Origin of the sequence: Sediminivirga luteola (assembly GCF_014639315.1) — a bacterium.
Classification (GTDB): Bacteria; Actinomycetota; Actinomycetes; order Actinomycetales; family Brevibacteriaceae; genus Sediminivirga; species Sediminivirga luteola.
In genome coordinates, this window is the sequence record NZ_BMFY01000003.1 from 55743 (window position 1) to 81088 (window position 25346).

General features: G+C 72.2%; 21 protein-coding genes. 12 read left to right on the top strand and 9 right to left on the bottom strand.

The window, feature by feature from the left end; all coding sequences use genetic code 11:
• Positions 1-10 precede the first annotated feature (10 nt).
• Together adhP and IEW13_RS03715 are read left to right on the top strand one after the other, a co-directional pair.
• Positions 11-1033, top strand: coding sequence for an alcohol dehydrogenase AdhP (adhP, locus tag IEW13_RS03710; RefSeq protein ID WP_188549597.1), 1023 nt, complete (start codon positions 11-13; stop codon positions 1031-1033).
• Between the two features lie 218 nt (positions 1034-1251).
• Positions 1252-1833 (top strand): GNAT family N-acetyltransferase, encoded by a 582-nt coding sequence (locus IEW13_RS03715; protein WP_188549598.1) that lies wholly within the window; start codon positions 1252-1254, stop codon positions 1831-1833.
• Positions 1834-1874: 41 nt separating this feature from the next.
• Here IEW13_RS03715 and IEW13_RS03720 read toward each other — a convergent pair whose 3' ends face one another.
• Positions 1875-2513, bottom strand: a complete 639-nt coding sequence (locus IEW13_RS03720; protein WP_188549599.1) for an O-methyltransferase — start codon at positions 2511-2513, stop codon at positions 1875-1877.
• A 292-nt stretch (positions 2514-2805) separates the two neighbouring features.
• Between IEW13_RS03720 and IEW13_RS17750 the strand changes: the two genes are divergently transcribed.
• Positions 2806-3579, top strand: coding sequence for a twin-arginine translocase TatA/TatE family subunit (locus IEW13_RS17750; RefSeq protein ID WP_188549600.1), 774 nt, complete (start codon positions 2806-2808; stop codon positions 3577-3579).
• Between the two features lie 10 nt (positions 3580-3589).
• Here the strand turns inward: IEW13_RS17750 and IEW13_RS03730 are convergent, their stop codons facing one another.
• Positions 3590-4324, bottom strand: coding sequence for a maleylpyruvate isomerase family mycothiol-dependent enzyme (locus IEW13_RS03730; protein ID WP_188549601.1), 735 nt, complete (start codon positions 4322-4324; stop codon positions 3590-3592).
• 80 nt (positions 4325-4404) lie between these two features.
• Between IEW13_RS03730 and IEW13_RS03735 the strand changes: the two genes are divergently transcribed.
• Complete coding sequence (locus IEW13_RS03735; RefSeq protein ID WP_188549602.1) at positions 4405-4584, top strand: glycine zipper domain-containing protein; 180 nt, start codon at positions 4405-4407, stop codon at positions 4582-4584.
• A 59-nt stretch (positions 4585-4643) separates the two neighbouring features.
• Here IEW13_RS03735 and IEW13_RS03740 read toward each other — a convergent pair whose 3' ends face one another.
• The 3 genes from IEW13_RS03740 to IEW13_RS03750 are packed head-to-tail and all read right to left on the bottom strand — an operon-like array spanning position 4644 to position 7605.
• A complete protein-coding gene (locus IEW13_RS03740; protein ID WP_188549603.1) occupies positions 4644-5765 on the bottom strand; it encodes an Mrp/NBP35 family ATP-binding protein in 1122 nt (373 codons plus the stop codon).
• Complete coding sequence (locus IEW13_RS03745) at positions 5762-6328, bottom strand: DUF1003 domain-containing protein (protein ID WP_188549604.1); 567 nt, start codon at positions 6326-6328, stop codon at positions 5762-5764. Before IEW13_RS03745 ends, IEW13_RS03740 begins: the two co-directional genes overlap by 4 nt.
• Complete coding sequence (locus IEW13_RS03750) at positions 6328-7605, bottom strand: magnesium transporter MgtE N-terminal domain-containing protein (RefSeq protein ID WP_188549605.1); 1278 nt, start codon at positions 7603-7605, stop codon at positions 6328-6330. Before IEW13_RS03750 ends, IEW13_RS03745 begins: the two co-directional genes overlap by 1 nt.
• Positions 7606-7647: 42 nt before the next feature.
• Here IEW13_RS03750 and IEW13_RS03755 point away from each other — a divergent pair, with 42 nt between their 5' ends.
• Entirely contained in the window at positions 7648-8130 is a 483-nt protein-coding gene (locus IEW13_RS03755; protein WP_188549606.1) for a YflT domain-containing protein, read from the top strand.
• Between the two features lie 4 nt (positions 8131-8134).
• Here the strand turns inward: IEW13_RS03755 and IEW13_RS03760 are convergent, their stop codons facing one another.
• Positions 8135-9691 (bottom strand): aminopeptidase P family protein, encoded by a 1557-nt coding sequence (locus tag IEW13_RS03760; protein ID WP_188549607.1) that lies wholly within the window; start codon positions 9689-9691, stop codon positions 8135-8137.
• Positions 9692-9761: 70 nt separating this feature from the next.
• On the opposite strand from IEW13_RS03760, the gene IEW13_RS03765 reads away from it, so the two are divergent.
• Positions 9762-10604 (top strand): PHP domain-containing protein, encoded by an 843-nt coding sequence (locus IEW13_RS03765; RefSeq protein WP_188549608.1) that lies wholly within the window; start codon positions 9762-9764, stop codon positions 10602-10604.
• A 92-nt stretch (positions 10605-10696) separates the two neighbouring features.
• Here IEW13_RS03765 and IEW13_RS03770 read toward each other — a convergent pair whose 3' ends face one another.
• Complete coding sequence (locus IEW13_RS03770; RefSeq protein ID WP_229744916.1) at positions 10697-12340, bottom strand: DEAD/DEAH box helicase; 1644 nt, start codon at positions 12338-12340, stop codon at positions 10697-10699.
• A 256-nt stretch (positions 12341-12596) separates the two neighbouring features.
• Here IEW13_RS03770 and IEW13_RS03775 point away from each other — a divergent pair, with 256 nt between their 5' ends.
• On the top strand, positions 12597-13286 hold the full coding sequence (locus tag IEW13_RS03775; protein ID WP_188549609.1) for a ferritin-like fold-containing protein: 690 nt from the start codon (positions 12597-12599) through the stop codon (positions 13284-13286).
• Positions 13287-13356: 70 nt separating this feature from the next.
• Here IEW13_RS03775 and IEW13_RS03780 read toward each other — a convergent pair whose 3' ends face one another.
• Positions 13357-13578, bottom strand: coding sequence for a DUF3107 domain-containing protein (locus IEW13_RS03780; protein WP_188549610.1), 222 nt, complete (start codon positions 13576-13578; stop codon positions 13357-13359).
• A gap of 32 nt (positions 13579-13610) precedes the next feature.
• Between IEW13_RS03780 and IEW13_RS03785 the strand changes: the two genes are divergently transcribed.
• Genes IEW13_RS03785 through IEW13_RS03795 form a run of 3 tightly spaced genes read left to right on the top strand, consistent with a single transcriptional unit; the run spans position 13611 to position 20703 of the window.
• Positions 13611-14027, top strand: coding sequence for an MGMT family protein (locus IEW13_RS03785; RefSeq protein WP_188549611.1), 417 nt, complete (start codon positions 13611-13613; stop codon positions 14025-14027).
• Positions 14024-17437, top strand: coding sequence for a UrvD/REP family ATP-dependent DNA helicase (locus IEW13_RS03790; RefSeq protein WP_188549612.1), 3414 nt, complete (start codon positions 14024-14026; stop codon positions 17435-17437). Before IEW13_RS03785 ends, IEW13_RS03790 begins: the two co-directional genes overlap by 4 nt.
• A 2-nt stretch (positions 17438-17439) precedes the next feature.
• Positions 17440-20703, top strand: a complete 3264-nt coding sequence (locus tag IEW13_RS03795; RefSeq protein WP_188549613.1) for an ATP-dependent helicase — start codon at positions 17440-17442, stop codon at positions 20701-20703.
• Here the strand turns inward: IEW13_RS03795 and IEW13_RS03800 are convergent.
• Positions 20687-22000 (bottom strand): phosphotransferase, encoded by a 1314-nt coding sequence (locus IEW13_RS03800; RefSeq protein ID WP_188549614.1) that lies wholly within the window; start codon positions 21998-22000, stop codon positions 20687-20689. The two genes, IEW13_RS03795 and IEW13_RS03800, sit on opposite strands and share 17 nt — an antisense overlap.
• Before the next feature lie 184 nt (positions 22001-22184).
• On the opposite strand from IEW13_RS03800, the gene nudC reads away from it, so the two are divergent.
• Both nudC and IEW13_RS03810 read left to right on the top strand, forming a co-directional pair.
• On the top strand, positions 22185-23183 hold the full coding sequence (gene nudC, locus IEW13_RS03805) for an NAD(+) diphosphatase (protein ID WP_188549615.1): 999 nt from the start codon (positions 22185-22187) through the stop codon (positions 23181-23183).
• A gap of 49 nt (positions 23184-23232) precedes the next feature.
• Entirely contained in the window at positions 23233-25332 is a 2100-nt protein-coding gene (locus tag IEW13_RS03810) for an ATP-dependent DNA helicase UvrD2 (RefSeq protein WP_188549616.1), read from the top strand.
• The last annotated feature ends 14 nt before the right edge of the window (positions 25333-25346 follow it).

Sequence of the window (25346 nt, forward strand, 5' to 3'; positions counted from 1 at the left end):
GGATGACGTTATGGCTGCGATGAAAGCCGCGGTGGTGGAGGAGTTCGGGAACCCGCTCAGAGTGACCGCCGATGTGCCGGTCCCGGAGCCGGGGGAGGGACAGCTGCTGGTGAAGCTGGTCTCCAGCGGCGTGTGCCACACGGATCTGCATGCCGCGGAGGGCGATTGGCCGGTCAAGCCCAGTCCGCCGTTCATTCCCGGCCATGAGGGCGTCGGCCGGGTGGAGAAGGTGGGACCGGGAGTCTCCGGGTACGCCGAGGGCGATCTCGTCGGCAATGCCTGGTTGTGGTCCGCCTGCGGGCAGTGCGAGTACTGCCGCACCGGCTGGGAGACGCTGTGCGAGTCCCAGCAGAACGGCGGGTACTCGGTGGACGGCTCCTTCGGGGAGTACATGCTGGTGGACGCCGGCTATGCCGCCCGGATCCCCGAGGGCGCGGACCCGTACGAGGTCGCGCCGGTGCTGTGCGCCGGGGTGACGGTGTACAAGGGCCTGAAGCAGACCGAGGTGCGGCCCGGGCAGTGGGTGGCGATCTCCGGCATCGGCGGCCTCGGGCACGTCGCGGTGCAGTACGCGGTCGCGATGGGCATGCGGGTCGTCGCGGTCGATGTCGCCGACGACAAGCTGGCCCTGGCGCGCCGGCACGGCGCCGAGGTCACCGTCAACGCGTTCGGCCAGGACCCGGCCGAGGCGGTGCAGGAGGCGACGGGCGGCGTGCACGGGGTCCTCGTGACGGCGGTGCATCCGGCGGCCTTCGGCCAGGCGATCGGGATGACCCGGCGCGGGGCGACCATCGTGTTCAACGGTCTGCCGCCCGGCGATTTCCCGGCACCGATCTTCGACATCGTGCTGCGCGGTCTGACGATCCGCGGTTCGATCGTCGGGACGCGGCAGGACATGGTGGAGGCGCTGGAGTTCTACGCCGAGGGGAAGATCCACCCGACGGTCTCCACTCGTCCGCTGGAGGACATCAACGCGGTGTTCGACGAGATGCGCCACGGCAAGATCGACGGCCGGGTGGTGATCGAGTACTGAGGGCCGCAGGCGGCCCGCACCTGCCGCGGCGGTGCAACGTGGCAGCACGCGGTGCCTGGAGTTGAGGACGTGGCGCCGCCTTCCACCCGGGAAGGCGGCGCCACGTCGTGCGGGCCTGAAGGGAGGCCGAACTGCGGGGCGCGCGGGAGCTGGCCGCACCCTTCAAGTTCAGCGGACTGATTGTAAAGCCTCGCGGCGGCTGTGGAAGAGTGCCGTGTATGAAGGTCGTCACATGGTCCCTGCAGATGCTCGAACGGCCCCTAGCGCCTGCGCGTCCGTTCCCGGAGGGGGCGCGACTGGAACGCGCCACGGGGATCGGTCCGGAGTACGCGCGGTTCCTCTACGGACTCGTCGGCGGTCCCTGGCGCTGGACGGATCGCCTGCATTGGAGCCGTGAGCAGTGGGCCGAGGAGCTCGCGGTGCCGGGCACCGAGTTCCACGTCCTCTACGCGGAGGGCGTTCCACGCGGTTATGTCCAGTTATACCCCCAGCCGGGAGGCGACGGCGGCACGGACGTCGAGATCCGGTACTTCGGGCTCGCCGAAGAAGCGCTCGGGCGCGGGTTCGGCGGACGCCTCCTGGAGCACGGCATCCAGGCGGCCTGGACGCTGCCGGAGCGATTCGATCTGCCCGCCGTCGCGCGGGTGTGGGTGCACACCTGCTCACTCGACGGCCCGGCAGCCCTGGCGAACTACCGGGCCCGGGGCCTCGTCGTTTACAAGACCGAGGAGACGGAAGAACAGGTGCCTGAGGAGCCCCTCGGCGCCTGGTGTTCCACCGGTGGGCCGGTGCCGCGCTGAATCCTCCGCCGGGCTGGGGCAGGCTGCGTGCGTGCAGGGCCTCAGGTCGTGGTGCGCCGGGCGACGAGCAGGCCGTCCCCGGCCGGGAGCAGCACCCGGCTCAGGCCGTCCTGCCGCGCGATCCACTTGAGCGTGGCGCGCACCGCCTGAGCGCGCGGATCGCGGTTCGCCGGGTTCGCGACGGCACCGCGCAGCAGCGCCTGGTGGACGATCAGCAGTCCGCCCGGCGCCAGCAGGGGGACGGCCCGGCGGACGGTGAGCTCCAGCCGCAGCGGCTCGGTGTCGATGAACGCCAATTCATAGCCGTTCGGCGCCAGCCGCGTCAGCACGTCCTCGCCGGGGCCGCAGATGGTGCGGAAACGATGCGACTTGATCCGGGCCACGGTGATCAGATCCTTGGCGGCGGCCTGCCGGTCCGGGTCCACGTCGATGCTGGTGAGCACTCCCAGCGGAGACATGCCCCGCAGCAGGGCGAGTGAAGAGACCCCCACCCCGGTGCCGACCTCCACCGCCTGCCGCACGCCGGCCGAGCCGGCCAGGATCTCCAGCAGCCCGGCGACGGAGCGGGGCACCGGCACCGCGGAGTACTCCGAGGCGAGCGTGCGAGCGGCGTCCATCACCGGGTCGCTGGCGAAGTAGCTCTCGGCGAAGGTCGCGGCGCGCGCGTGATCGTCGCTCATCGGGCCGCTCGCCTCTCCTTCGCCTCGCCGGTCGTCTGCTGGGGTGCGCCGCGCTGCTTTGCGGCGCGGACATGCTGCTTGGAGCATCCTATCGCCGTGGGCTGGATACTGCCGCCTGGCCGGATCCTTGTGCGCAGTGGCAGGTGAGGTGGCCGCGGATCCTCGCCACCGGTTTCCGCGCCGGCCGGCTGATACCCTGGGAGAGCGCGACTTTACGGACCGGTTCTGGCCGATCCGGCGGACGCGATTCTCCTTTCATCTCATCGGGCGGCAGGCGAGGTCAGCACGGCACATGTTCGGCATCAACGGCGCGGAGATGATCATCCTGATCGTCGTGGCGCTGCTTGTCATCGGCCCGCAGCGCCTGCCCGAGTACGCCGCTCAGCTACGTGACTTCGTCCGCTCGGCCCGGCGGATGGCAGAGGGCGCCCGCAAGCAGGTCCGCGAGGACTTCGGCGAGGAGATGGCCGATATCGACTGGCGCAAGCTGGACCCGCGCCAATACGACCCCCGTCGGATCGTGAAGGAAGCACTCGCCGAGGAAGACGCCGCCCTGCGTGAGGAGGAACGCCGCAAGGCCGCGGAAGAGCGCCGGCGCCGGCTCAAGGAACGCACCGCGGCCCAGACCGGAGCGCAGGACGGTGAGCCGCAGGCAGAGCCCGCTGGCACGGGCGCGCAGAACGCCTCACCCGCGCATGCCACGGATGAACCCGCCATGGGTGGACCTGCCACGGATGGGCGGGGCGAGCGCACCGCCGGGGAGGGCGCTGCCGCACCCATGACGCAGCCCGCCGGGGGAGACCCCGTCGACGGCGCCCAGCGGCCCGGCACGGGCGAGGGCGCCGGTCAGGCTGCTGACGAGGCAGAGGACCGCGGCGGCACCGAGGACGCGGATCAGGCCCCCACCGCACCCGGGCAGCCCGCGGTAGAGGCAGTCGCCGCACCGCCGGAGGAGCCCGAACGGGACGAGGACGGCCGGATCCGCAATCCCATGGAGCGGTACGTGGAGCAGGCGCGCAAGCGCATCGCCGGCCGCACCGCCCCGTTCGACCCCGAAGCCACCTGAGCGGAACAGGTCAGGGCACGAGCGGCAGAGCGAGCAGTTCAGCCGCGCGTGACGTCCCTTGAGCTCCGGCGCGTAGCGCGTCCGCCCAGGAGATCCGGTGCCATAGCAGGAGCAGCAGCACCCCGGCCGGGCCCGTCACCTCGATCATGTCTCCCTCGCCGAGCACCACCGGATCGCCCCGGAGATCAGAAGGGCGCAGCACCAGGGACTGTGGCAGCGGTCGCAGCCGTTCGCGGCGGAGCTGGCGCGGATAGAACACCTCTGCCACCTCGGCCACGCCGTCCCACGCCAGCTGCGGGTCCAGCGGCGCGGGGAGGTCCAGCGCCGTGCGCGCGTCCCAGAGGTGCACCAGCGTCTCGTGGACCTGCCGGCGCCACCAGAACTGCGTGGTGCGCGGTGGCGCCATGGTCCAGCACTCCCGGTCCGCACCCGCTTCCGTGAGCGCGGTCAGCAGATTCTCCGCCTGTCGCGCGTACCAGGTTCCGAGCGCCGGAGCGTCCCGGGACTCGGGACGCTCCACCGGATTGTCACGGGGATCGCCGCCGTCGACGATATGCGCAGCCCAGCCGTGCACCTCGCCCAGATGCCCCGCCAGCTCCCGCAGGGTCCAACCCGGGCAGGCGGCGACGGGGGCCGCCAGTCCCGCAGTGCCGGCCGTGCCGAGCACACCGGCGAACTCCCCGGTGGCCGCCGTGAGCGCCTCCGGCCAGCGGTTCTGCACCGCGGCAGTCGTCGTGAACGTCATGGCGCCCATCACATCCCATGCCCGCACCGGCGTCAAGACCGGTCCTATGCAGACCTCTGTCCGCTGAGTACGGTGGACCTATGGCGAAGAACGACGGAAGCCAGAATGCGGCCTATGGCGGCGGGATCGGCATCGGGCTCGCGCTCGGCGCGGGGTTCGGCCTGCTCATGGACAATCTGGCGATCGGCATCGGAATGGGCATTGCGATCGGCGTGGCCATCGGTGCGGGCATCGCCGAGAACAAGGGCAAGGAGAAATGACCTCGCAGGCCTGAGCCCGCGGCCGGCACGCGCCTTACAGGTCGTGCGGCGGGCGGGTCTCACAGCGGGCTGAGCCCGAGGGAGCGGCCCGCCAGACCGCGCTCGCGCCGGCTCAGGGCGGTGGCGATGTCCCGCAGCGCCGCCGCCGCCGGCGACTCCGGCTCAGAGAGCACCACCGGCACGCCGGCATCGGCGCCCTCCCGCAGCCGCGGATCGAGCGGCACCTGCCCCAGCAAGGGCACCCGCGCATCCACGGCCTGGGCCAGCCGCCCGGCCACACGGGCCCCGCCGCCGGAACCGAAGACGTCCATGCGCTCCCCGTCGGGGAGCTCGAGCCACGACATGTTCTCCACCACCCCGGCGATCCGCTGCTTCGTCTTGACCGCCATCGAGCCGGCCCGCTCGGCGACCTCGGCGGCGGCCTGCTGGGGTGTCGTCACCACCAGGAGCTCGGCGTCGGGCAGCAGCTGCGCCACGGAGATCGCGATGTCGCCCGTTCCCGGCGGCAGATCCAGCAGCAGGACGTCCAGGTCGCCGAAGAACACGTCCGTGAGGAACTGCTCCAGAGCACGGTGCAGCATCGGCCCCCGCCACACCACCGGCTGGCCCGGCGGGACGAACATGCCGATGCTGATCACCTTCACCTCATGGGCCACGCAGGGCAGGATCATATCGTCCACCTTGGTGGGCGCCTCGGTGACGCCGAGCATCCCGGGGATGGAGAAACCGTGCACGTCCGCGTCCACCAGCCCCACCTTCAGCCCCTCGGCGGCCATCGCGGCGGCCAGATTCGCCGCGACGCTGGACTTCCCGACGCCGCCCTTGCCCGAGGCCACCGCGTACACCCGGGTGAGCGAGCCGGGCTGGGCGAACGGGATCACCCGCTGGGAGCCGCGCAGGCGCTCGCGCAGCTCGGTGCGCTGCTGCGGCGTCATCGGCGTCAGCCGCACGATTACCTCCCGGGTGCCCGGGACCGCCTCCACCGCGGCGCGCACGTCCTCGGTGATGCGGCCCTTCATCGGGCAGCCGGCGATGGTGATCAGCACATCCACCGTGACGGTGCCGTCCGGGGACGTCTCGACGCCGCCGACCATGCCCAGCTCCGTGAGCGGCTTGCGGATCTCCGGGTCGATGACGGCGGCGAGCGCCTGCATGACGGCCTCGCGGTCAGGGGCGCTCATCCTTGCGTCCTGCTCTCCTCGTGCGGCCGGTCCCGCGGCGGGTCCGCCGCGTCCCGGTCTCCGGCAGCATCGTCGCCGCGCCGCTGCTCCTCCATCTCCTCGATCAGACTGCGCAGCTCCGAGCGGATGAAGTCACGGGTGGCCACGTCCCGCATCGCGATGCGCAGGCTGGCGACCTCGCGGGTCAGGAACTCCGTGTCGGCCAGCGCCCGCTCCGCCCGCTGGCGGTCGGCCTGGAACTCCACCCGGTCCCGGTCCGCGCTGCGGTTCTCCGCCAGCAGGATGAGCGGAGCGGCGTAGGAGGCCTGCAGCGAGAGGATGAGCGTGAGCAGCGTGAAGTTCAGCGCCTTCGGATCGAACTGCAGGCTCTCCGGGACGAGCGAGTTCCACGCCAGCCACACCGCGCAGAAGACGGTCATGCCCAGCAGGAACTGCGGGGTGCCCATCACCCGGGCGAAGCGCTCGGCCCAGATCCCGAACGTCTCATTGCTCATCCACAGCCGGGGGAGACGGCGGCGTGCGCGCCGCGGCGTGTCCAGTGCCCCCTGCCGGTGCTCAGCCATCAGCTCCCTCCCGTCGTCAGCACGTCGTCGGTGTTCCGGCGCCAGTCGTCCGGCAGCATCTCGTCCAGGACGCTGTCGACCGTCACCACGCCGATGAGCCGGTCGGCCTCATCGGTGATGGGCACCGAGACCAGGTTGTAGGCGGCCAGCACGCGGGTGACGGCGGCGATGTCCGCATCCGGCCGCAGCGGCTCCACCTCCGTGTCGAGGAACGCGCCGACCGCCTCATGGGGCGGATGCCGGAGCATCTCCTGGAAGTGCACGAGGCCCAGATAGCGTCCCGTCGGCGGTTCCAGCGGCGGGCGCGTGACGAAGACGGCGCTGGCCAGAGCCGGGTGCAGTTCCGCGCGCCGGACCTGTGCGAGCGCCTCGGCGATGGAGGTCTCGGGGGAGAGGATCACCGGCTCGGTCGTCATCAGGCCGCCGGCGGTGCCCTCCTCGAAGCTCAGCAGCTGCCGCACGCCGCGGGCCTCATCGGGCTCCATCAGCTGCAGCAGCCGCTCGGCCTGCTCATCGGAGAGGGCATCCAGGAGATCGGCGGCGTCGTTGGGCTGCATGCGCTCGAGCACATCCGCGGCGCGCTCGGGCTCGAACCGGGACAGCAGTTCCACCTGCACGTCCTCAGGGAGTTCCTCCAGCACGTCGGCCAGGCGCTCATCGTCCAGGGACTCGGCGACCTCGAAGCGCCGCTTGGCGGCCATGTCCAGCATCGCGTCGGCGAGATCGGCCGGCTTGGCGTCCTGGTAGGCGGCGATCAGCTGGGCCGCGCCCTGCTCGATGTCGCTGCGCTGCGGATGGTCGACCTGCGCCCAGTCCGCCAGCAGGGTCTCGCCCCGTCGGCGCAGCCGGGCGAGGGGGCCGCGGGCATCGGTGGCGCGGCGCAGGAACAGCCGCGTCAGGAGCCAGTCGCGGTTGCGCTGCTGCTCGATCGCCACATCCTCGATGACCGCCTCGCCGCCGTCCTCACGCAGCACGACGGGGCGGTCGAGCATATCGTTGAGCACCAGCACCTCCGAGCGGCGCTGTTCGAACCGGCGCATGTTCACCAGGCCTGTGGTGATGACCTGACCGGGCTGGATTGCGGTGACCCGCGTCATCGGCACGAACACCCGCCGCCGGCCCGGGACCTCCACCACCAGCCCGATCGCCTTGGGCGGCTGGCGCATGGTGGCGCGGTACATCACGACCAGGTCGCGGACCTTGCCGACCTGGTCGCCCAGCGGGTCGAACACGGCGGTGCCGGCCAGCCGCGCCGCGAAAACGCGCTCCACACTCATGCCCTCCAGCCTATCGCCAGGCTTTGGGAGAATAATGGAACCATGTCGAGTCCCTTCGCCTCCCGGCCGTCCCGCGATCAGATCCCCCACGGGGAGGTCATCGGGCGCTACCGGAACCACACCGCGGCCACCGAGGCGGTGCAGTACCTCGCGTCCAAGGACTTCGAGGTGTCCAAGCTCACCATCGTCGGCACCGACCTGCGTCTCGTCGAGCCCGTCTACGGCATCCTCACCTGGGCCCGGGCGGCGCTGCGAGGATCCATCGGGGGTGCCTGGCTGGGCATGATCGTGGTGCTCGTGCTCTCGCTCGTCGGCGGGGGCGCCTTCGACACCGGCATGCTGGTCGCCGGTCTGCTGCTGGGCACCGGTCTGGGCATGGCCTGGGGCGTGGCCGCCAAGGCGCTGTTCCGCAGACGCGGTCAGCTCATGTCGCAGCCGCAGATCATCGCCAGCGGATTCGAGGTCATCTGCCCGCCCGATCTGGTGCCGCAGGCGCAGTCCCTGCTGCAGAACCGGCCCGACTGAACCCTCAGGGCTTGAGCCAGGCCTCGATCTGCTCCACAGTCCGCGGGAAGGCAGCCGAGAGGTTCTCCACGCCGTCCTCGGTGACCAGGACGTCGTCCTCGATGCGCACGCCCGTGCCGCGGAAGTCCTCCGGCACGAGCAGGTCGTCGGACTTGAAGTACAGCCCCGGCTCGATCGTGAACACCATGCCGGGCTCCAGTTCGGCGTCCAGGTACATCTGCGCCCGCGCGAGCGCGCAGTCGTGCACGTCCAGGCCCAGGTGATGGCTCGTGCCGTGCACCATCCACCTGCGGTGCTGCTGCCCCTGCGGTGAGAGCGCCTCCTGCGCGGAGACGGGCAGCAGTCCCCAGGACTCCAGGCGTTCGGCGATGACCCGCATGGCCGCCTCGTGCACGTCCCGGAACAGCACCGGGCGGCGATGGTGCTCCCCGGCCACCGAGAATGCCGCGTCCGCCGCGTCGAGCACCGCCTGGTAGATCTCCCGTTGCCTGGGCGTGAAGCGCCCCGAGACCGGCAGGGTGCGGGTGATGTCCGCGGTGTAGAGGGAGTCGTGCTCGGCGCCGGCATCGACGAGGATCAGCTCCCCGGGCCGCACCGCGCCGTCGTTCACGATCCAGTGCAGGGTGCAGGCGTGATCGCCACTGGCGGCGATCGTGTCGTAGCCGACCCCGTTGCCGTCCTGCCGGGCGGCCAGCTCGAACGCGGTCTCCACCACGCGCTCCCCGCGGTGGTGCGCCACGGCGGACGGCAGGCTGGAGACGACTTCCTCGAAACCGCGGCGGGTGATGGCCACGGCATCGCGGATCCGGGCGATCTCGTACTCGTCCTTGACCAGCCGCAGTTCCGAGAGCGCCTGGGCAAGGGCATCGTCGGCCGCCGTGGCCTGCTCGACGTCGATGCCCTGCTGCTGGCGGGCCTGGGCGATCAGCTCGTCATAGACCGGATCGGCCTGCCGGACCAGCCGCAGCTGGGTGCTGGCCAGATCCTTCGTGATCTCATCGGCGGCCTGGGAGATGTGGCGGGTTTCGAACCCCAGCTCGGCGGCGAGCTCCGCGAGCTCCGGCCGGCGGCCGACCCAGAACTCCCCGTAGCGGGAATCGGCGAAGAACTCCTCGGTATCGGCACCGGCGCGCGGCCGGAAGTAGAGGATCGCGCGATGCCCGCCATCGGGTCCGTTCTCCTCCGGCTCGAGCACGAGCACCGCATCGGGTTCCTCGTCCTGCTGCATGCCGCTCAGGTGGGCGAACGCCGAATGGGGCCGGAACCGGTAGTCGGTGTCATTGGAACGCACCTTCAAGCCGCCTGCCGGCAGGACGAGCCGTTCGCCGGGGAACAGCGCGCTGATCCGCCGGCGCCGTTCGGCGGCGTAGGGCGCCACCTCGCGCAGCGGGCGTTCCGGGGGTGCCGTCTCGGCCCAGCCGGAGGCGATGAATTCCCGGAACGCCTTGGACCTGGGCCGGTGGGAGCGCTGGGAACCGGCGTCGGCGGGCGCGGCGCCGGCTTCGTGCCCGGCGCTCCGGGGGGAGGGGGACTCTGGAACGGGTGTCTGATCGGCGTGCATGCCGCCATTCTCGCATCCGTGGTCCGGGGACGGCCCTGTGATGGCGTGGCCATCTCCTAGGCTTGGGCACATGCTGATCGACTTGCACGCGCACAGCCTCGCCTCGGACGGCACCCAGACACCGGCGGAGCTGGTCGCCGATGCCGCAGACCACGGTGTTCAGGTGCTGGGACTGACCGACCACGACACGGTCCGCGGCTGGGACGAGGCCGCCATCGCGGCCGTGGAACACGGCGTGACGCTGGTCCGCGGCATCGAGGTCTCCTGCCGGTACGAGGGCATCAGCGTGCACGTCCTGGCCTACCTTCCGGCGGCGGACGGCAGCGAGCTGCTGGCCACGCTGGAGGAGACGCGCCGGGTCCGGGTGGCTCGCGGCAGGCGCATCGCCGAACGGCTCTCGGAGGACTTCCCGGTCAGCTGGGAGCAGATCACCGCGCGAGCGGCGGGCGGCACGGTGGGCCGGCCGCACATCGCCGACGCCCTGGTCGACGCGGGCGTCGTGCCGGACCGCAGCGCCGCGTTCGCCACTCTGCTGGCCAAGGGCTCGCCCTATCATGTCTCGCTGCCGGTGCAGAGCCCGCTGACGGCGATCAGGCTCATCCGGGAGGCAGAGGGAGCATCGGTGTTCGCGCATCCGGCTGCCTCGGCGCGCGGCCGGGTGGTGCCCGATGCGGGGATCAGGGCGATGATCGAGGCAGGCCTGGACGGCCTGGAGGTCGATCACCGGGACAATCCGCCCGAGGCGCGGCGAGCCCTACGTGAGCGCGCCGCAGCGCACGGGCTGATCGTGACCGGGTCGAGCGACTACCACGGCAGCGGCAAGCCCAACCGGCTCGGGGAGCACGACACGGACCCGGGCCAGCTGGCCAGGATCGTCGACCGCGCCACCGGCATCGGCCTGGTGGGCGGGTAACACCGCTGGACCGGCGGTGCCGTCCGCAGGGGTGCCCGGGCGCCCGCCCCGCTGGGGCATCGCCCCGCCCTGGCAGGCGCCGGGATGACGCGTCAGTCGGACTGCGCGCCGGACCCGCCGGTCCCGCGCCCGGAACCACCGCGGCGACGACGGCGGCGCGGACGCGACGGCGCATCGCCGGTCTCGGCGTGCTCCTGATTCCGGCTGACGCCGGGGCCGGTCTCGGCACTGCCGCCTGAATCCGCCGGTCCGCTATCCCGGCGAGTGCGACGGCGCGGTCCGCGGTCGCCCCGGCCGCGGCGTTCCGCTCGCTGAGGTTCCTGCGGCGCGTTCTTGCGTCCCGTCTCGCCGAGGTCCTCGATCTCCTCGGCCTCCAGGCCCGGCTTGGTGCGCTTGCTGCGCGGGAGCTTGCCCTTGGTGCCGGCCGGGATGTTCAGATCGGAGAACAGGTGCGGCGAGGTGGAGTAGGTCTCCACCGGCTCGTCGAAGCCCAGGTCGAGAGCCCGGCTGATGAGCTTCCACTGCGGCACATCGTCCCAATCGACGAAGGTCACGGCCGTACCGCGGTTCCCGGCACGTCCGGTGCGGCCGATCCGGTGCAGATAGGTCTTCTCGTTCTCCGGGCACTGGTAGTTGATCACGTGGGTCACATCGTCGACGTCAATGCCGCGGGCGGCGACATCGGTGGCGACCAGGATGTCGATCTTGCTGGAGCGGAAGGCGCGCAGCGCCTGCTCGCGGGCGCCCTGACCCAGATCGCCATGCAGCGCGCCCGCCGCGAATCCGCGGTCGACGAGTTCATCGGCGAGCTTGGCCGCGGTGCGCTTGGTCCGCGTGAAGACGATCGTCCTGCCCCGGCCCTCGGCCTGCAGGATCCGCCCGACGACCTCGGCCTTGTCCATCGCGTGGGCGCGGTAGACGAACTGGGTGGTGTTCTTCACCGTCGCGCCCTCGTCGTCCGGCTCGGCAGCGCGGATGTGGGTCGGCTGCGTCATGTACCGGCGTGCCAGCGTGATCACGGCACCGGGCATCGTGGCGGAGAACAGCATGGTCTGCCGCACTGGCGGGACGGCCGCGATGATCTTCTCGACGTCCGGCAGGAAGCCCAGGTCGAGCATCTCGTCGGCTTCGTCCAGGATCACGGTGTGCACATGAGACAGATCGAGGATCCGCTGGCGGTGCAGGTCGAGCAGCCGGCCGGGAGTGCCGACGACCACATCGACGCCGTCCTGGAGCTGCTTGATCTGGGGTTCGAAGGCGCGGCCGCCGTAGATGGTGGCGATCTTGGTGCCGCGGCGCGCCGCCGCGACCGAAAGGTCCTGAGCCACCTGCACGGCGAGTTCGCGGGTGGGCACCACGACGAGCGACTGGATGGCGCCGCCGTGCGGGCGCTCGTCGATCCGGGTGCGCATGAGCAGCGGGAGCCCGAACCCGAGGGTCTTGCCGGTGCCGGTCTTGGCCTGGCCGATGATGTCCGCTCCGGTGAGTGCCACCGGGAGCGTCATGGCCTGGATGGGGAACGGCGTGGTGATGCCGCGGGCGGCGAGGGAGGCGACGATGTCCTCGGCTACGCCGAAGTCCGCGAAGGTGCGGGTTTCCTCGGCCGCTGCGGCCGCCTCCGGCGCGGAGTCTGCGGGTGCTCCGGCGTTCTCCGCGGGCGCGTTCCCGCTGGCCGTGCTGGTCGTGGTCTCTTCGACGTTCTGTTCGGCGTTCTCTGTGGTGATGGTCTCGGACACGTACTGCTCCTAGGTCGCAATCGTTCCGGCGGCGTGATCGTCGTGGGTCTTCCACGCGAATGGGTGCACGCTCGTACCGGGCGTCTCACGGCGGCGGGGGTGACAAGCCGGCGCCGCCGGGGATATCAAGAGAGCCGATCGCGGAATACCTCTCACGACGCAGCCGCTGCGGGGCGTCGGAGGCGTGGGGCATCTGGTCTCATGAGCGACCGGGCACAAAGGATACCGTCACCCAGTGTACCGGTAGTCTGGCCTTATGAGCCATGATCACGACACGAACGCCTCTGAACAGGGCATTCAACGTCCTGGACACCCGCGGCCGGCAGCAGCGCAAGACCATGAAGCAGCGCCCGCGGCGCGGATCCTGGCGTTCCTCGCACTGGCCGAGCTGTCATCCTTCGAGCGGTTCTCCACCGATGCGCAGTTCGCACCGAACCTGGAGGACAAGGTCGCCCTGGGCGGCCTCGCCGTCGCCGAGTACCGGCTCTTCGAGGTGCTGCGGCAGCGGCTCGCGGCGCTCGGCTTCGAAGCGGTCGCGCTGATGGAGGAGATGCAGGGGCCGTTGCAGGCGTTCACCAGGCAGACCCGGCCGGGGGACTGGTACGAGTCGCTGATGAAGAGCTATGTCGTGGACAGCATCTTCCGGGATGTGCACCGCGAGGTGATCACGCGACTGGATGAAGAGTCCCGCACGGTCGCCCTGGCGGTCGTCGACCACACCGCGCCGGCGGAGTACCTGCACGAGCGCCTCGGCGAGGCGGTCGCCGAGGACGAGCTTCTGGCCGGCCGGCTGGCGCTGTGGGGCCGGCGGCTGGTGGCAGAGTCCATCCGGCGCGGGCGTGAGACCCTGCTGCAAGCGGATCCGGAGGCGCCCGCGGCGCAGATCATGAGTTCCGTGACCGAGGCGCACTCCAAGCGGATGGCTTCCCTGGGCCTGGTGGCCTGAGCCCAAGGCCGGGGCACAGGCGACCGGAGCCCGGGCCGGCGGAGAGCTTCCGGCGGCCCGGGCGGCGCGTTCAGACCGTGAAGCCCACCCGGTGGACGGTCTCGGCACCGGTCTCCACATAGGCGAGCGCCGCGGCGGGCACCGCGATGCGCCGGCCCTTGGCGTCGCCGAGCACCAGGGTGGAGCCCTTGGCGAGCGCCTCATCGACGAGCGCGACCAGTTCGTCGGCGCTGAGCTCCGACTCGATGCTGAGTTCCCGGGCCGCGTTCTGCACGCCGATCTTGATTTCCATTCCGACTCCTGCCGTGGATTAGATTTCGATGCATGACCAGCTTAGAGCAGCCGCCTGACAGTGCCCCCGGACGCGACCCGGCGGGCTTCGGCGGGCTTGTGGCCGCGGTGGTGCGCGCCATCCCCGCCGGCCGTGTGCTCAGCTACGGCGACATTGCCGAACTGCTTGAACGCGGCGGCCCCCGCCAGGTCGCCGCCGTCATGGCGGCCGGGGCTCCCGGGACCGCCGGGTGGCCCTGGTGGCGCGTGGTCCGCGCCGATGGTTCCCTGCCGGAGCGGCTGCGGCCGGCGGCGCTGGCGGAGTACCGGGCCGAGGGCACGCCGCTGCGCGCTGCGGCCGACCGCCCCGATATGCGCCGGGCCCGCTGGACCCCGGACGCCGGGGAGCTCGGAGAACTGGACCGGCTGCACGCCGCGTTGTCCGTGCGCCGTGATCCCATGGACGCATGACCGATCCCATCGACCCCGCCGCTGCGGGACCCGCGGCCGATCCGCTCGACGCCGTGTCCGGCGTGCTCGCCGTCGGCGGCACGGCCACCGTGGTCGGAGCGCCGGGAACGGGGAAGACCACGCTGCTGGAGGAACTGTTCTGCCGGCTGGACGCCCGCAGCACCCTCGTGCTCTGCCCGTCTCGTGACGAAGCCGACCAGCTCCGTGACCGGTTGGCGCGGCGCGTACCGGGCCTGCGGCCGGGTGCTCTGGCCCGTACCCCGCAGAGCCTCGCCTTCGGACTGGTCTCGGCTGCCGTCCGGCTGGCCGGGGAAGAAGACGTCCGTTATCTCTCCGGGGCGGATCAGGACGCCTACCTGGCGGACATCCTGGCCGGGCACGAGCGCGGCGAGGGACGGATGCCGCAGTGGCCGGCGGAGCTGAACGCGCAGGTCCGGGCCACCGCGGCGTTCCGGGTCGAACTGCGCGACGTGATCAGCCGGGTCACCGAGCACGGCATCTCCACGGCGGAACTCCGCGCCGCGGCGGCACGGGGCCGCCGGGCATGGGCGGCCTGCGCGGAGGTGCTCGCGGAGTACGAGGCCGTCACCGCCCTGGACCAGGCGCCCCGCTACGATTCCGCCGCCCTGCTGGTGGAAGCCGCGGGCGTGATCGCCGAGGAGACCCTGCCACCGGCCACCTGGACTCCGCCGTCCGTGGTCCTGGTGGACAACGCCCAGGACCTCACCGAAGGCGCCGCGCGGCTGCTGGACGCGCTGGCGGCGCGCGGCGCGAAGATCGTGCTCTTCGGGTGCCCCGAGGCGATCACGCAGGGGTTCCGCGGCGTGACCGGCCACGTGCTGCGGGACGCCTGCCGCACCGCCGCTCCGAGGTTCGCCGCAGGCCGGCCGCACCGCGTGATCACCCTGGAGGCCGTCTACCGGCACGGGGCGGCACTGGCATCGTTCTCCTCGGACTGGGCGCGCCGGATCTCCGTCTTCGGCGCACACGGGCGCCCCCACTGGGCGGCAGTCCCGGCCGCCCGGGCGCGCGATCGCGGCAGCATCGGGGTGGCCCGCGCCGAGTCGCCCTCGGAGGAGGCGGTGCTGATCGCGCGGCGCCTGCGCGAGCGGTACCGGGCTCTCATCGAGTCCGGGACGCAGCGGCCCTGGTCCACCATGGCCATCGTCTGCCGCTCCGCTGCCGTGCTCCCACCCATCCGGAGAGAGCTCCTCTCGCAGGGGATCCCGCTCGGCGACCGGCTGCCGGACCGGCCGTTGCGCGACCACCCCGCGACGCGCCCGCTGCTGGAGGTCATGCACTGGCCGGAGCACGAACCGGACGCGGAGCAGATCGAAGACGTGCTGCTGTCCCCCTACGGCGGCCTGGACACCATGAGCCTGCGCCGGCTGCGCCGCAAGTTGCTCCTCCTGGACGAGGTCCGCGCCCGGACTGAGGCCGCGCCCGGCGGCGATCCGTATTCCCCAGCGGCGCGCGCCGCCGCGGACGGCAAGGTGGACGGCGCCCCCCGTGACCCTCGCGAACGCATCGGCGAGGTGATGCGCCGCGCCGTCCTTGATCCCGGCGATTCCCTGACCGCAGCGCATCCGGCGCTGCAACGGGTGGCTGCGATGGCGCGCGCCGCCCGGACGCATCAGGACAAGGACGTGCTCGAGGCGCTGTGGGCGGTGTGGGAGGCCTCCGGCCGCGCGGAACCCTGGCGGCGCCAGGCGCTCGGCCGTGACGGGGCGAGCGTGGAGGACCAGGACGCCGCGCACGAGCGCCTGGATTCGGTAATGCGCCTGTTCGCCTTGGCCGAGAAGCTCTGGGAACGGGATCCCGGGCTCGGAGTCGAAGCGTTCGTGGCGCGCGTCGCGCAGCAGGAGATCGCCCAGGATTCACTTGCGAAGGCGGGGACCCATGAGGACGCGGTGACCCTCACGACGGTGGCCGCAGTCGGCAACCGGGAATGGGACCACGTCGTCGTTCCGCACGTGCAGGAGGGGCAGTGGCCGAACCTCACGGTGCGCGGCAGCCTGCTGGGCGCTGAGGAACTGGTGGAGGCGGTACGAGGCGGTCAGCCGGCTCCCGCCCCCTCCGGCGGCAGCGCGGCGCAAGCCGGCCTGCTCGCGGAACGCCTGGCCGCCGCGCGGCGGCGGGTGTTCCGGGATGAGGCGGGCATGTTCCTGGCCGCCGTCAGCCGGGGACGCGAGTCCGTGCTCGTCACGGCCGTCGAATCGGAAGAGGAGGCCCCGAGCCCGTTCCTCACCGTGCTCGCGGAACGGGTTCCGGCCCCGGCGACCGGTGAGGCCGCCCGGCGGGATACGGCCGCCGGGGCCGGTTCCCCGGGTGCGCCGAGGCCGGAAGCGGGCGCGGAAGACCCCGCGCAGGACGCCGGCGAGCCCGGTGCCGATGAGCCGGAGACCGATGAAACGGCACGGCAGTATCCCCTGACCCTGCGCGGTCTGGTGGGGCGGCTGCGGTCGGAGCTGGGGGAGTCCCACCTGCACGGCCGCCCGGCCGGCGCCGCCGCCCCGGTGCTCGCCGCGCTGGCTGAGGCGGGAGTCCCCGGTGCCGCGCCGTCCGACTGGGCGGGCACGGCGGAACGGACGAGGGCAGAGCGGCTCGCCGATGAGGCGGTGCCGGTGTCGCCTTCGGCGATCGACCTATTCGAGTCCTGCCCGCTGCGCTGGTTCCTCGAACGGCACGGCGGGACCGCACCCGCTGACGGGCCGGCCCAGGAGATCGGGACGATGGCGCACGCCATCGCCGAGGCGCACCCGAACGCACCGGAAGACGAGCTGCGGCGTGCATTCGAGCAGGGACTGGAGCGGCTGGAGTTCCCCACCGAGTGGGAGCGTGCCCTGGCACGTGAACGTGGAGCGGCGATGATGGCGAACCTCGCCCGCTACCAGCACGCCCGTGCCGACCGCCTGGCCGGCAGCGAGGTCCCCGTGGACGTGACGCTCCGAGCGGAGGGGGAACTGATCCGGATCCGCGGCGTGATCGACCGTCTCGACCTTACCCCCGAGGGATACCGGATCATCGATTACAAGACCGGCAGGCAGGCGCTCAGCAAGGACCGCGCCGCCGGCTCGGGCCAGTTGCTGGCCTATCAGGTCGCACTGGGCTCGGGCCGGCTGAGCGAGGAGGAGGGTGGACTGCGGGTGACCGGAGACCCGGCCGACGACGACGCGGGGCTTCCGGTGGCCGGTGCCGAACTGGTCTACCTGGCCGCCGGCCCTACATCGGCGCTGGCCACCCGTGAGCAGGAACCGCTACGGGATGAAGAGAGCCGGGTCCGTGCGCACGAGCGCCTGGCGGCCGTCGCCAGGGGGATGCGCGGCCCGCACTACCCGGCGACTCCCTCCTCCGACTGCCGTACCTGCCCGGTCCGGGCCGCCTGCCCGGCCATGAGCACGCAAGGATGAGAATGCTGAGCCCGCTCGAACTCGCTACGGAACTGGGGGTGCGGCCGCCCACCGAAGAACAGGCGCGGGTGATCGGCGCGCCGCTGGAACCGGCACTCGTGGTCGCCGGCGCCGGTGCCGGCAAGACCGCCACCATGGCATTGCGCGTGGCCTGGCTCATCGCCACCGGGCACGTCGCCCCCGGGGAGGTCCTCGGCCTCACCTTCACGCGCAAGGCCGCGGGGGAGCTCGCAGAACGGATCCACGGGTACGTCGCCCGGCTCGAGGTGCTGGGACTGATACCGCAACGCGAGGACGACGCGCCCGAGACGCTGCCGATGCCCGGCGCGGACCGGCCTGAGGTCTCCACCTACAACTCCTACGCCGCCGCCATCGTCCGGGACTATGGGATCCTCGCCGGGCTGGATCCGGAGGCGCGGCTGCTCGGCGAAGCCAGCAGGCACCTGCTCGCGGAGCAGGTGCTCGACGAGGCGGAGGACCTGCCGCTCGACCGTCTCGGCCGTTCCCGCAGTGCGCTCATCGACGCCGTCGTCACCCTCTCGGACGCCTGCAATGAGCATCTCGTCGACCCGGACCGTCTCGCCGAGGAACTCGGGCGGCTCGCCCGGCCCCTTCACGACCTGCCGTCCAAACGGCGCGGCGCCGCCTACACCGGAGAAGGACCGACCAACGCCACGGGCCGCGTCATCCTGGCCGGCCTGGAAGGCACCCGGCTGCTGGCCCCGCTGGTCCGCAGATTCGCCGACGCCAAGGCGGCGCTGGGCGCCATCGACTTCGGCGACCAGGTGGCCGGCGCCGCCCGGCTGGCCGCCGAGCTGCCGGCGGTCGCCGTAGCCGAGCGGCAGCGCTGGCGGGTGGTGCTGCTGGACGAATACCAGGACACCTCGTACTCCCAGTACACGTTGCTGCGCCGCCTCTTCGCCGGGCACCCGGTCACCGCCGTCGGGGACCCCCGCCAGTCCATCTACGGCTGGCGCGGCGCCAGCGCCGGGAACATGCGCGACTTCGCCACCGGCTTCCCCCGCGCAGACGGACGCGCGGCGCAGACGCACCAGCTCACGATCGGGTTCCGGAACGACGAGGCCATCCTCCGCGCCGCCAATGCCATCGCGGGCAGACTCCCCTCGGCCGGCAGCGAGCGGCCGCTGATGCCACGGCCGGACGCGGGCCCGGGGACCGTTCGCATCGACTTCCCGCCGGCCAGGTCCCCGGAGGACGGCAGCCAGGACGCCGCCGCGAGCACCGCCGAAGCACAGTACGCCCGGCTCGCGGACTGGGCCGCGGACCAGCGCGGGCAGGGCCGCAGCTGCGCTGTCCTATGCCGGACCCGCGGCCAGTTCGCCGGCGTGGAGGCGGCGCTGCGTTCCCGCGGCGTACCGGCCCATACGGTCGGCACCGCGGGCCTGCTGGCGATGCCCGAGGTGCAGGACATCGTCGCGGTGCTGCACGCCCTCGCCGATCCCGACGCCGGGACCGCGGCCGCGCGGCTCCTGACCAGCGAACGCGCTGGACTGGCGGCCGCCGACATCGCCGCGCTGCACGCCTGGCACCGTCAGCGGCGCCGGGAACGCGAGCGAGGACGGGACGCCGGCCCCGCTGCCGACCACCCGAGCCTGCTGGAAGCGCTCGACGACCTGCGCGTGCACCACGAAGCGCCAGGCGGCCTTTCCGCCGAGGCGCTTGCCCGGCTGCGCGCCCTGGCGGCCGCGCTCCATCGGTTGCGGCAGCGCGCCTCCGGGGGACTGGTCGACCTCATCCGCGCGGTGATCGCCGAGTTCCTGCTCGACGTGGAGCTCTACGCCGATCCGCTCAGCCCACCGCAGGTCGCGCGGCTGCACGTGGACGCGTTCATGCAGTACGCAGCGGAGTTCGAGGAGGCCGAACCGCGCGCCACCCTCGGTGCTTTCCTCGCCTGGCTCGAATCCGCCCGCCAGCGCGACCGGGGGCTCGCCCGCGGTCAGGTGGCGCCAGGCACCGACGCCGTCCTCCTGATGACGGTTCACGCCTCGAAGGGCCTGGAATTCGACGCCGTGGCCGTGCCGGACTGCGTCAGCACGAAGATCCCCGGCACCACCTCATCCCGGTACGGCTGGCTCCAGCCCGGCCAGCTGCCCTACCCGCTCCGCGGCGACCGCGCGCATCTGCCCGAGATCGAACTCGCCCAGGAGACCTGGCAGGAACTGCAGAAGCACGCCGAGCAGGAGTACGCCGCCGAGGTCGAGGAGCATCGCCTCGCGGAGGAACGCCGGCTCTTCTACGTCGCGGTGACCCGGGCGGCGCGTTCACTCTGGCTCGGCGGCTCGTGGTGGGGTGCTGGTACGCGCCCCCAGAAGCCCTCGCCGTTCCTCCTGGACCTGGTGGAAGACCTCGGGATCGATGCCCCCGGACTCCACCGGCCGCCGGCGGAGGACGATGAGAAGCCGGGCGTGCACCGGGAGCCCCTGTCCTGGCCGCCGCAGGACCCGGCGCCGGAGTGGCTCACGGCCGCCGCCGAGGAGGTGGAGAGCGCGATGCGCCGCCGGCCGCGAAGCGGCGGGCCGCCGGATGTCCTGGCGGAACTGGACGCGCTCGGGACCCCCGAGGCCCGGGAAGCGGCTTTCCTGCTCCGGGAGCGTCAGGCGCGGGAACTCCAGCGGGAGAGCCTCGCGCGCGTGTTCCCCGCACGGATCTCGCCCACCGCCATGGTGCGGCTGCACGCGGACCGGTCACGCTTCGAGGAAGACCTCGTGCGGCCGATGCCGCGGCCCAGCTCCCACGCAGCCAGGGTCGGGACCGCTTTCCATGCCTGGATCGAGGGCCGCTACGGCCAGGCCGCGCTCTACGAGCTCGACGAGCTCACCGGTGCCGCGGAGGACCGGGCGGGGGGACATGTCGGCGAGGCCGAGCTCGCCCCGTTGAAGGACGCCTTCCTCGCCTCACGGTTCGCCGATCTGACCCCGCTGGTGACGGAACTGCCCTTCGAGCTGTCCCTGGGAGGCGTGGCGGTGCCCGGGACGATCGACGCGGTGTTCGATCACGGGCCGGAAGCCGGCGTCGCCCGCTACGAGGTGGTCGACTGGAAGACCGGGCGCATGCCCGCCCCGGATCGCCTCGCGGTGCTGCGGTTGCAGCTGGCGGTGTACCGCATCGCCTTCGCCCGCTGGCACGGCATCGACGACCTGGAGCAGATCACGGGCACCTTCGCCTATCTCGCCGAAGGCAAGGAAGTCACCTACCGGGACCTGCCCGGAGAGGAAGAACTCACGACGCTCATCCGCGGGCAGTGAGGCCGTCCGGGCCGCCTTCATCGTCCTCGCCGGACGCGGGATGCCCCGGCCCGTTGTGGGGTTCGGAAGCACGGCGATCGTCGGGTGCCTGGGACGCCTCGTCCGCGCCGATGTCGTCCGCGTCGGCGGCGCCGGCGTCGATGGTGTCCGGACCTATGTCGTCCGCGCCGATGTCCGCTCCGTCGATCGGGTCCTCCCCGAGCGGCGCCAGATCCTCGGGGTCCCCGGGCCGCTCAGCTTCGTCGTCGATGAACCCGTCGTCGGTGAACCCGCTCCCGGATCGCGCGCTCTCGCTGGAACCGCCGCCGGCCGGCGCGCCGGTCACGCTGCCGCCGGCCGGTCCGCCGGAGCCGCTCGCAGCTGAGACGTCCGGCGGGACGGGCTCATCGCCCGCCAGCATGTCCGCCAGCTCCCGCAGCAGGTCGCGCGCGTCGTCCGTGATCGCCTGGTCGCCGGTGTCGAGTCCGTGCAGCAGCCAGCCCAGGAGGTCCAGCTCGGCCAGCAGCTCGGCACGCAGCCGCAGCTCGGCCGTCATGGCGGATTCGGCGCCGCCCAGCTGCGAGGCGTAGGTCTCGTACAGCAGATCGGCCTGCTCGGGGGTCAGCGTGCTCGCGACCCACAGCAGATCCTGCGCCGGGTCGCCCACGCGCAGTTCATGCCAGTGCCGCACCGCCACGACGCGGGAACCCTCGACCAGGACGCATCGCTCGGAGAACCCGCCGTGCACCACATGCGGCAGGAACCGCCACAGCCGGACGTCCTCCAGGTCGTGCTCCCAGCGCGCCAGCAGCGCAGGGGGCACCAGGCCGCTCGCCGCGGCGCGGTCCAGATCGTCGAGGTGGCGCTGCTTCAGCGTCTCCGCCTCATAGACCGGAAGGCCGGCCTCCTCGGCCGGTTCGGCGGGAAGGCAGTGGATCGCGGCCAGCGTGCGGGCGACATCGCGGAGCAGATCCTCATCGGCCAGATGCCCGGGCTCGACCGGGCTGCCCGGAAGCGGGCGACGCAGCATCAGCCGCGCCTCGCCGTACGGCACATCGGCCAGGATCTCCGGGAGCGCGATTCCGGCCTCGGCCAGCGGAGCGCGCACCACCTTGAGCGCCTCCGCTTGTGCGTGCTCGGCCGCCGCGCGGGAGTCGTCCTCGATCACCTCGGCGATGACGGTGGCGTCCTGGGCGGAGTCGTGAATGCGGAGCCGCACGGCGCCACCGGAGTCCTCCAGCCGGACCGCGCCGTCGGGGCTGAAACCCTCGATGGCATCGACCGAGGCGGCGACTGCTTTGAGCTCATGCGTGTCCACGGCTTCACGTTATGCAACCTGGCTCGTCAAGACCATCACCACGGCTGCCGTGTCGCGGTCCGCGGGATCCTGCGCCGGCTCCCGTCGCGTCCTTGCGGTCCCCGCGGCCGCACCGGATCTCCCGGCCCCGCGCCCGGGAGATCCGCGCTCCGCGGCGTCCGCGCGGAGGGGTATCGTCGCAGGCATGAACGCATTCCCTCAGCTTCCCCTGGCGAGGCTCTCCCGCAGCGGCTCCGACCGGAACTACCTCCAGCGCGGCACGGACGCCGATCTGAGCGCGGTCTGGGAACGGCCCGGCACCACCGCCATCGTCACCCACCGCGGGGAGACGCTCGCCTCCCAGGGCAGCCTGGTGCGGCTGCACCGGGATGAGCTGCCCGCCGAGCGCATCGACGTCTACCTCGGGCGGATCAAGGACTCCGGGCACGATGTCATCGGCGCCATCCTCGACGACGCGGGCCGTTCCTGGCTGGACTCACGGCTGGAGGAGGCCACGGTGCGGGCAGGCACCGGCGGACTGGACGACGACATCGGCGGCCTCGACGCGCTGGGGCCCGTCTGGCTGCATCTCCGGGAGATCGGCGCCGAGCTGCCGGACACCGATGTCGGCCTGCTCACGCCGCTCGTGGCGCTTGCCAACTGGCACGCCTCCTACGGCCATTCCCCGCGCACCGGCCGTCCCACCGAGATCCGTGCAGGCGGCTGGGCCAGGCGAGACCCCGAAGACGGTTCGGAGTACTTTCCGCGCACGGACCCCGCCGTGATCGTGGCGGTCCTGGCGACCGGCGATGACGGCGAGGAACGGCTCCTGCTGGCGCACAACGCGCTCTGGGACAGCAAGCGCTACTCGGTCCTGGCCGGCTTCATCGAGGCCGGGGAGAGCGCGGAAGGGGCGGTGGTGCGCGAGATCCACGAGGAGGTCGGCGTCGAGGTCCTCGAGCAGGCTTACGCGGGATCCCAGCCCTGGCCCTTCCCGGCCTCGCTCATGCTGGCCTTCTACGCCCGCGCCGCGCACGCCGAGGTGAAGGTCGACGGCACGGAGATCCTTCACGCCCGCTGGTTCACCCGCGCAGAGCTGCGCGCCGGCATGGAGGCCGGGGAGATCCACGTGCCCTCGCCGGTGTCCATCGCCCGGGCACTCATCGACGCCTGGCTGGCCGCGGGGGAGGACTCGCAGCGGTGAGAGGCATCGGCACGGCGGCACGCGGGAAGGCGGCCGGGGAGGAACGCCGGTGAGGCCGGAGGACATCCTGGCTGCGCTGGATCCCGAGCAGCAGCAGGCCGCACGGGCACTGGAGGGCCCAGTCGTGGTGCTGGCGGGAGCTGGAACGGGCAAGACGCGCGCGATGACGCACCGCATCGCCTACGGTGTCGCCACGGGGGCGTTCGCGCCCACGGAACTGCTGGCGCTCACCTTCACCACCAAGGCCGCCGGCGAGATGCGGTCCCGGTTGCGCGCCCTCGGCGTCGGGACGGTGCCGGCGCGGACCTTCCACTCCGCGGCGCTGCGGCAGCTGCGGTACTTCTGGCCCCGGGCCGTGGGCGGAGGCGCCCCCGAGCCGGTGGCGCACAAGGCCGCGCTCACCGCCGAGGCGGCCCGCCGGGTCGGCATCGGCGTCGACAAGGCCACGATCAGGGACTTATCGGCGGAGATCGAATGGGCCAAGGTCAATCTGATCCCGCCGGAGGAGTACGCCCGGCTGGCAGCCGGGCGCCCGGAGATCCCCGGTGTGCCGGCCGGTGAGGTCACCCGGCTGCTGAACAGCTACGAGGAGGTCAAGGGGGAGCGGAACGTCATCGACTTCGAGGACATCCTGCTCATCCTGTGCGGGATCCTGGAACAGCACCCGGACATCGCCGCGGAGGTCCGGCGCCAGTACCGCCACTTCGTCGTGGACGAGTTCCAGGACGTCTCGCCGCTGCAGCACCGGCTGCTGCGCAACTGGCTGGGAGAGCGGGAGAACCTCTGCGTCGTCGGCGACGCCAGCCAGACCATCTACACCTTTGCCGGTGCCGATCCGCGGTACCTGCTCGGCTTCACCACGACCTACCCGAACGCCACCGAGGTGCGCCTGATCAGGGACTACCGCTCCACTCCCCAGATCGTGGAGCTCGCCAACCGGATCTTGCAGCTGGGCCCGCCGGAGGGCCGCTTGGAACTGGTGTCGGGCCGGGCCGGCGGCCCGAAGCCTGTGTTCCGCGAATTCCCCGACGACATCGCCGAGGCGGATGCCCTCGCGGAGGAGATCGCGGCCCGCATCGCTGCCGGGCGGCCGGCTCGGGACTTCGCCGTGCTCTACCGCACCAACGGCCAGAGCCAGGTCATCGAGGAGGCGCTCTCAGCGCGCGGCGTGCCCTTCGTGGTCCAGGGGGGCGAACGTTTCTTCAGCCGCGAGGAGGTGCGCGCCGCCCTCACGACTCTGCGTGCTGCAGCCCGGACGATCCCGGCCGGGGACAGCCTCAGTGCACAGGTGAAAGACCTGCTGAGCAGTCATGGCTGGACGTCCACGCCACCCGAGCGCGGCGGCGCGGTGCGATCCCGCTGGGAGTCCCTGCAGGCGATCGTCGCGCTCGCCGAGCAACTGGAGACGGCGGCCGGGGAGCTCCCCGCCTCCCTGGCCTCGCTCGTCACGGAGCTGGAAGACCGCGCCGAGCACCAGAACGCCCCGACCGTCGCAGGCGTCACGCTCGCGTCCCTGCACGCTGCGAAGGGCCTGGAGTGGCCCAGCGTCTATCTGATCGGGCTCAGTGAGGGACTGCTTCCGATCACCTATGCCAAGACCGATGAGACCATCGCCGAGGAACGTCGGCTCTTCTACGTCGGGGTGACCCGGGCGGAGACCTCGTTGCAGCTGAGCTGGGCACTGGCGCGCGCGCCCGGGGCGCGGGCCCGGCGCAGCCCGAGCAGATTCATCACGCAGTTGCGCGCCCGTGCCGAGCAGGTGCAGGCACCGGGTCCCGGCCGGGTCCGGCGCAAGCGCCGCGAGACCCGGCTGCGGTTCACCCGGTGTCGGATCTGCGAACGCCCCCTGCACGAGCGCACCGCTCAGCAGCTGGGCCGCTGCGAGGACTGCCCGCCCCGCTACGACGAGACGGTCTTCGACGCGCTCGTGGCCTGGCGGCAGCAGACCAGCCTTCAGGAGCAGATCCCCGCGTTCATGGTGCTCACCAACACCACCTTGACCGCGGTGGCGGAACTGCTGCCCGGGAGCAAGGAGGAACTCGGTCTGGTCCCCGGGATCGGACCGGCCAAGCTGGAACGCTACGGCGACGGGGTGCTGAGCGTGCTCCGCCAGAACGCCACCGCCCCACGGGGCGCGGCCGGGCGCTAGGACGCCGGACCTGG

Coding starts and splice junctions, on each gene's coding strand:
- adhP (WP_188549597.1), top strand. CDS start 11: ATGGCTGCGATGAAAGCCGCGGTGGTGGAGGAGTTCGGGAACCCGCTC.
- IEW13_RS03715 (WP_188549598.1), top strand. CDS start 1,252: ATGAAGGTCGTCACATGGTCCCTGCAGATGCTCGAACGGCCCCTAGCG.
- IEW13_RS03720 (WP_188549599.1), bottom strand. CDS start 2,513: ATGAGCGACGATCACGCGCGCGCCGCGACCTTCGCCGAGAGCTACTTC.
- IEW13_RS17750 (WP_188549600.1), top strand. CDS start 2,806: ATGTTCGGCATCAACGGCGCGGAGATGATCATCCTGATCGTCGTGGCG.
- IEW13_RS03730 (WP_188549601.1), bottom strand. CDS start 4,324: ATGACGTTCACGACGACTGCCGCGGTGCAGAACCGCTGGCCGGAGGCG.
- IEW13_RS03735 (WP_188549602.1), top strand. CDS start 4,405: ATGGCGAAGAACGACGGAAGCCAGAATGCGGCCTATGGCGGCGGGATC.
- IEW13_RS03740 (WP_188549603.1), bottom strand. CDS start 5,765: ATGAGCGCCCCTGACCGCGAGGCCGTCATGCAGGCGCTCGCCGCCGTC.
- IEW13_RS03745 (WP_188549604.1), bottom strand. CDS start 6,328: ATGGCTGAGCACCGGCAGGGGGCACTGGACACGCCGCGGCGCGCACGC.
- IEW13_RS03750 (WP_188549605.1), bottom strand. CDS start 7,605: ATGAGTGTGGAGCGCGTTTTCGCGGCGCGGCTGGCCGGCACCGCCGTG.
- IEW13_RS03755 (WP_188549606.1), top strand. CDS start 7,648: ATGTCGAGTCCCTTCGCCTCCCGGCCGTCCCGCGATCAGATCCCCCAC.
- IEW13_RS03760 (WP_188549607.1), bottom strand. CDS start 9,691: ATGCACGCCGATCAGACACCCGTTCCAGAGTCCCCCTCCCCCCGGAGC.
- IEW13_RS03765 (WP_188549608.1), top strand. CDS start 9,762: ATGCTGATCGACTTGCACGCGCACAGCCTCGCCTCGGACGGCACCCAG.
- IEW13_RS03775 (WP_188549609.1), top strand. CDS start 12,597: ATGAGCCATGATCACGACACGAACGCCTCTGAACAGGGCATTCAACGT.
- IEW13_RS03780 (WP_188549610.1), bottom strand. CDS start 13,578: ATGGAAATCAAGATCGGCGTGCAGAACGCGGCCCGGGAACTCAGCATC.
- IEW13_RS03785 (WP_188549611.1), top strand. CDS start 13,611: ATGACCAGCTTAGAGCAGCCGCCTGACAGTGCCCCCGGACGCGACCCG.
- IEW13_RS03790 (WP_188549612.1), top strand. CDS start 14,024: ATGACCGATCCCATCGACCCCGCCGCTGCGGGACCCGCGGCCGATCCG.
- IEW13_RS03795 (WP_188549613.1), top strand. CDS start 17,440: ATGCTGAGCCCGCTCGAACTCGCTACGGAACTGGGGGTGCGGCCGCCC.
- nudC (WP_188549615.1), top strand. CDS start 22,185: ATGAACGCATTCCCTCAGCTTCCCCTGGCGAGGCTCTCCCGCAGCGGC.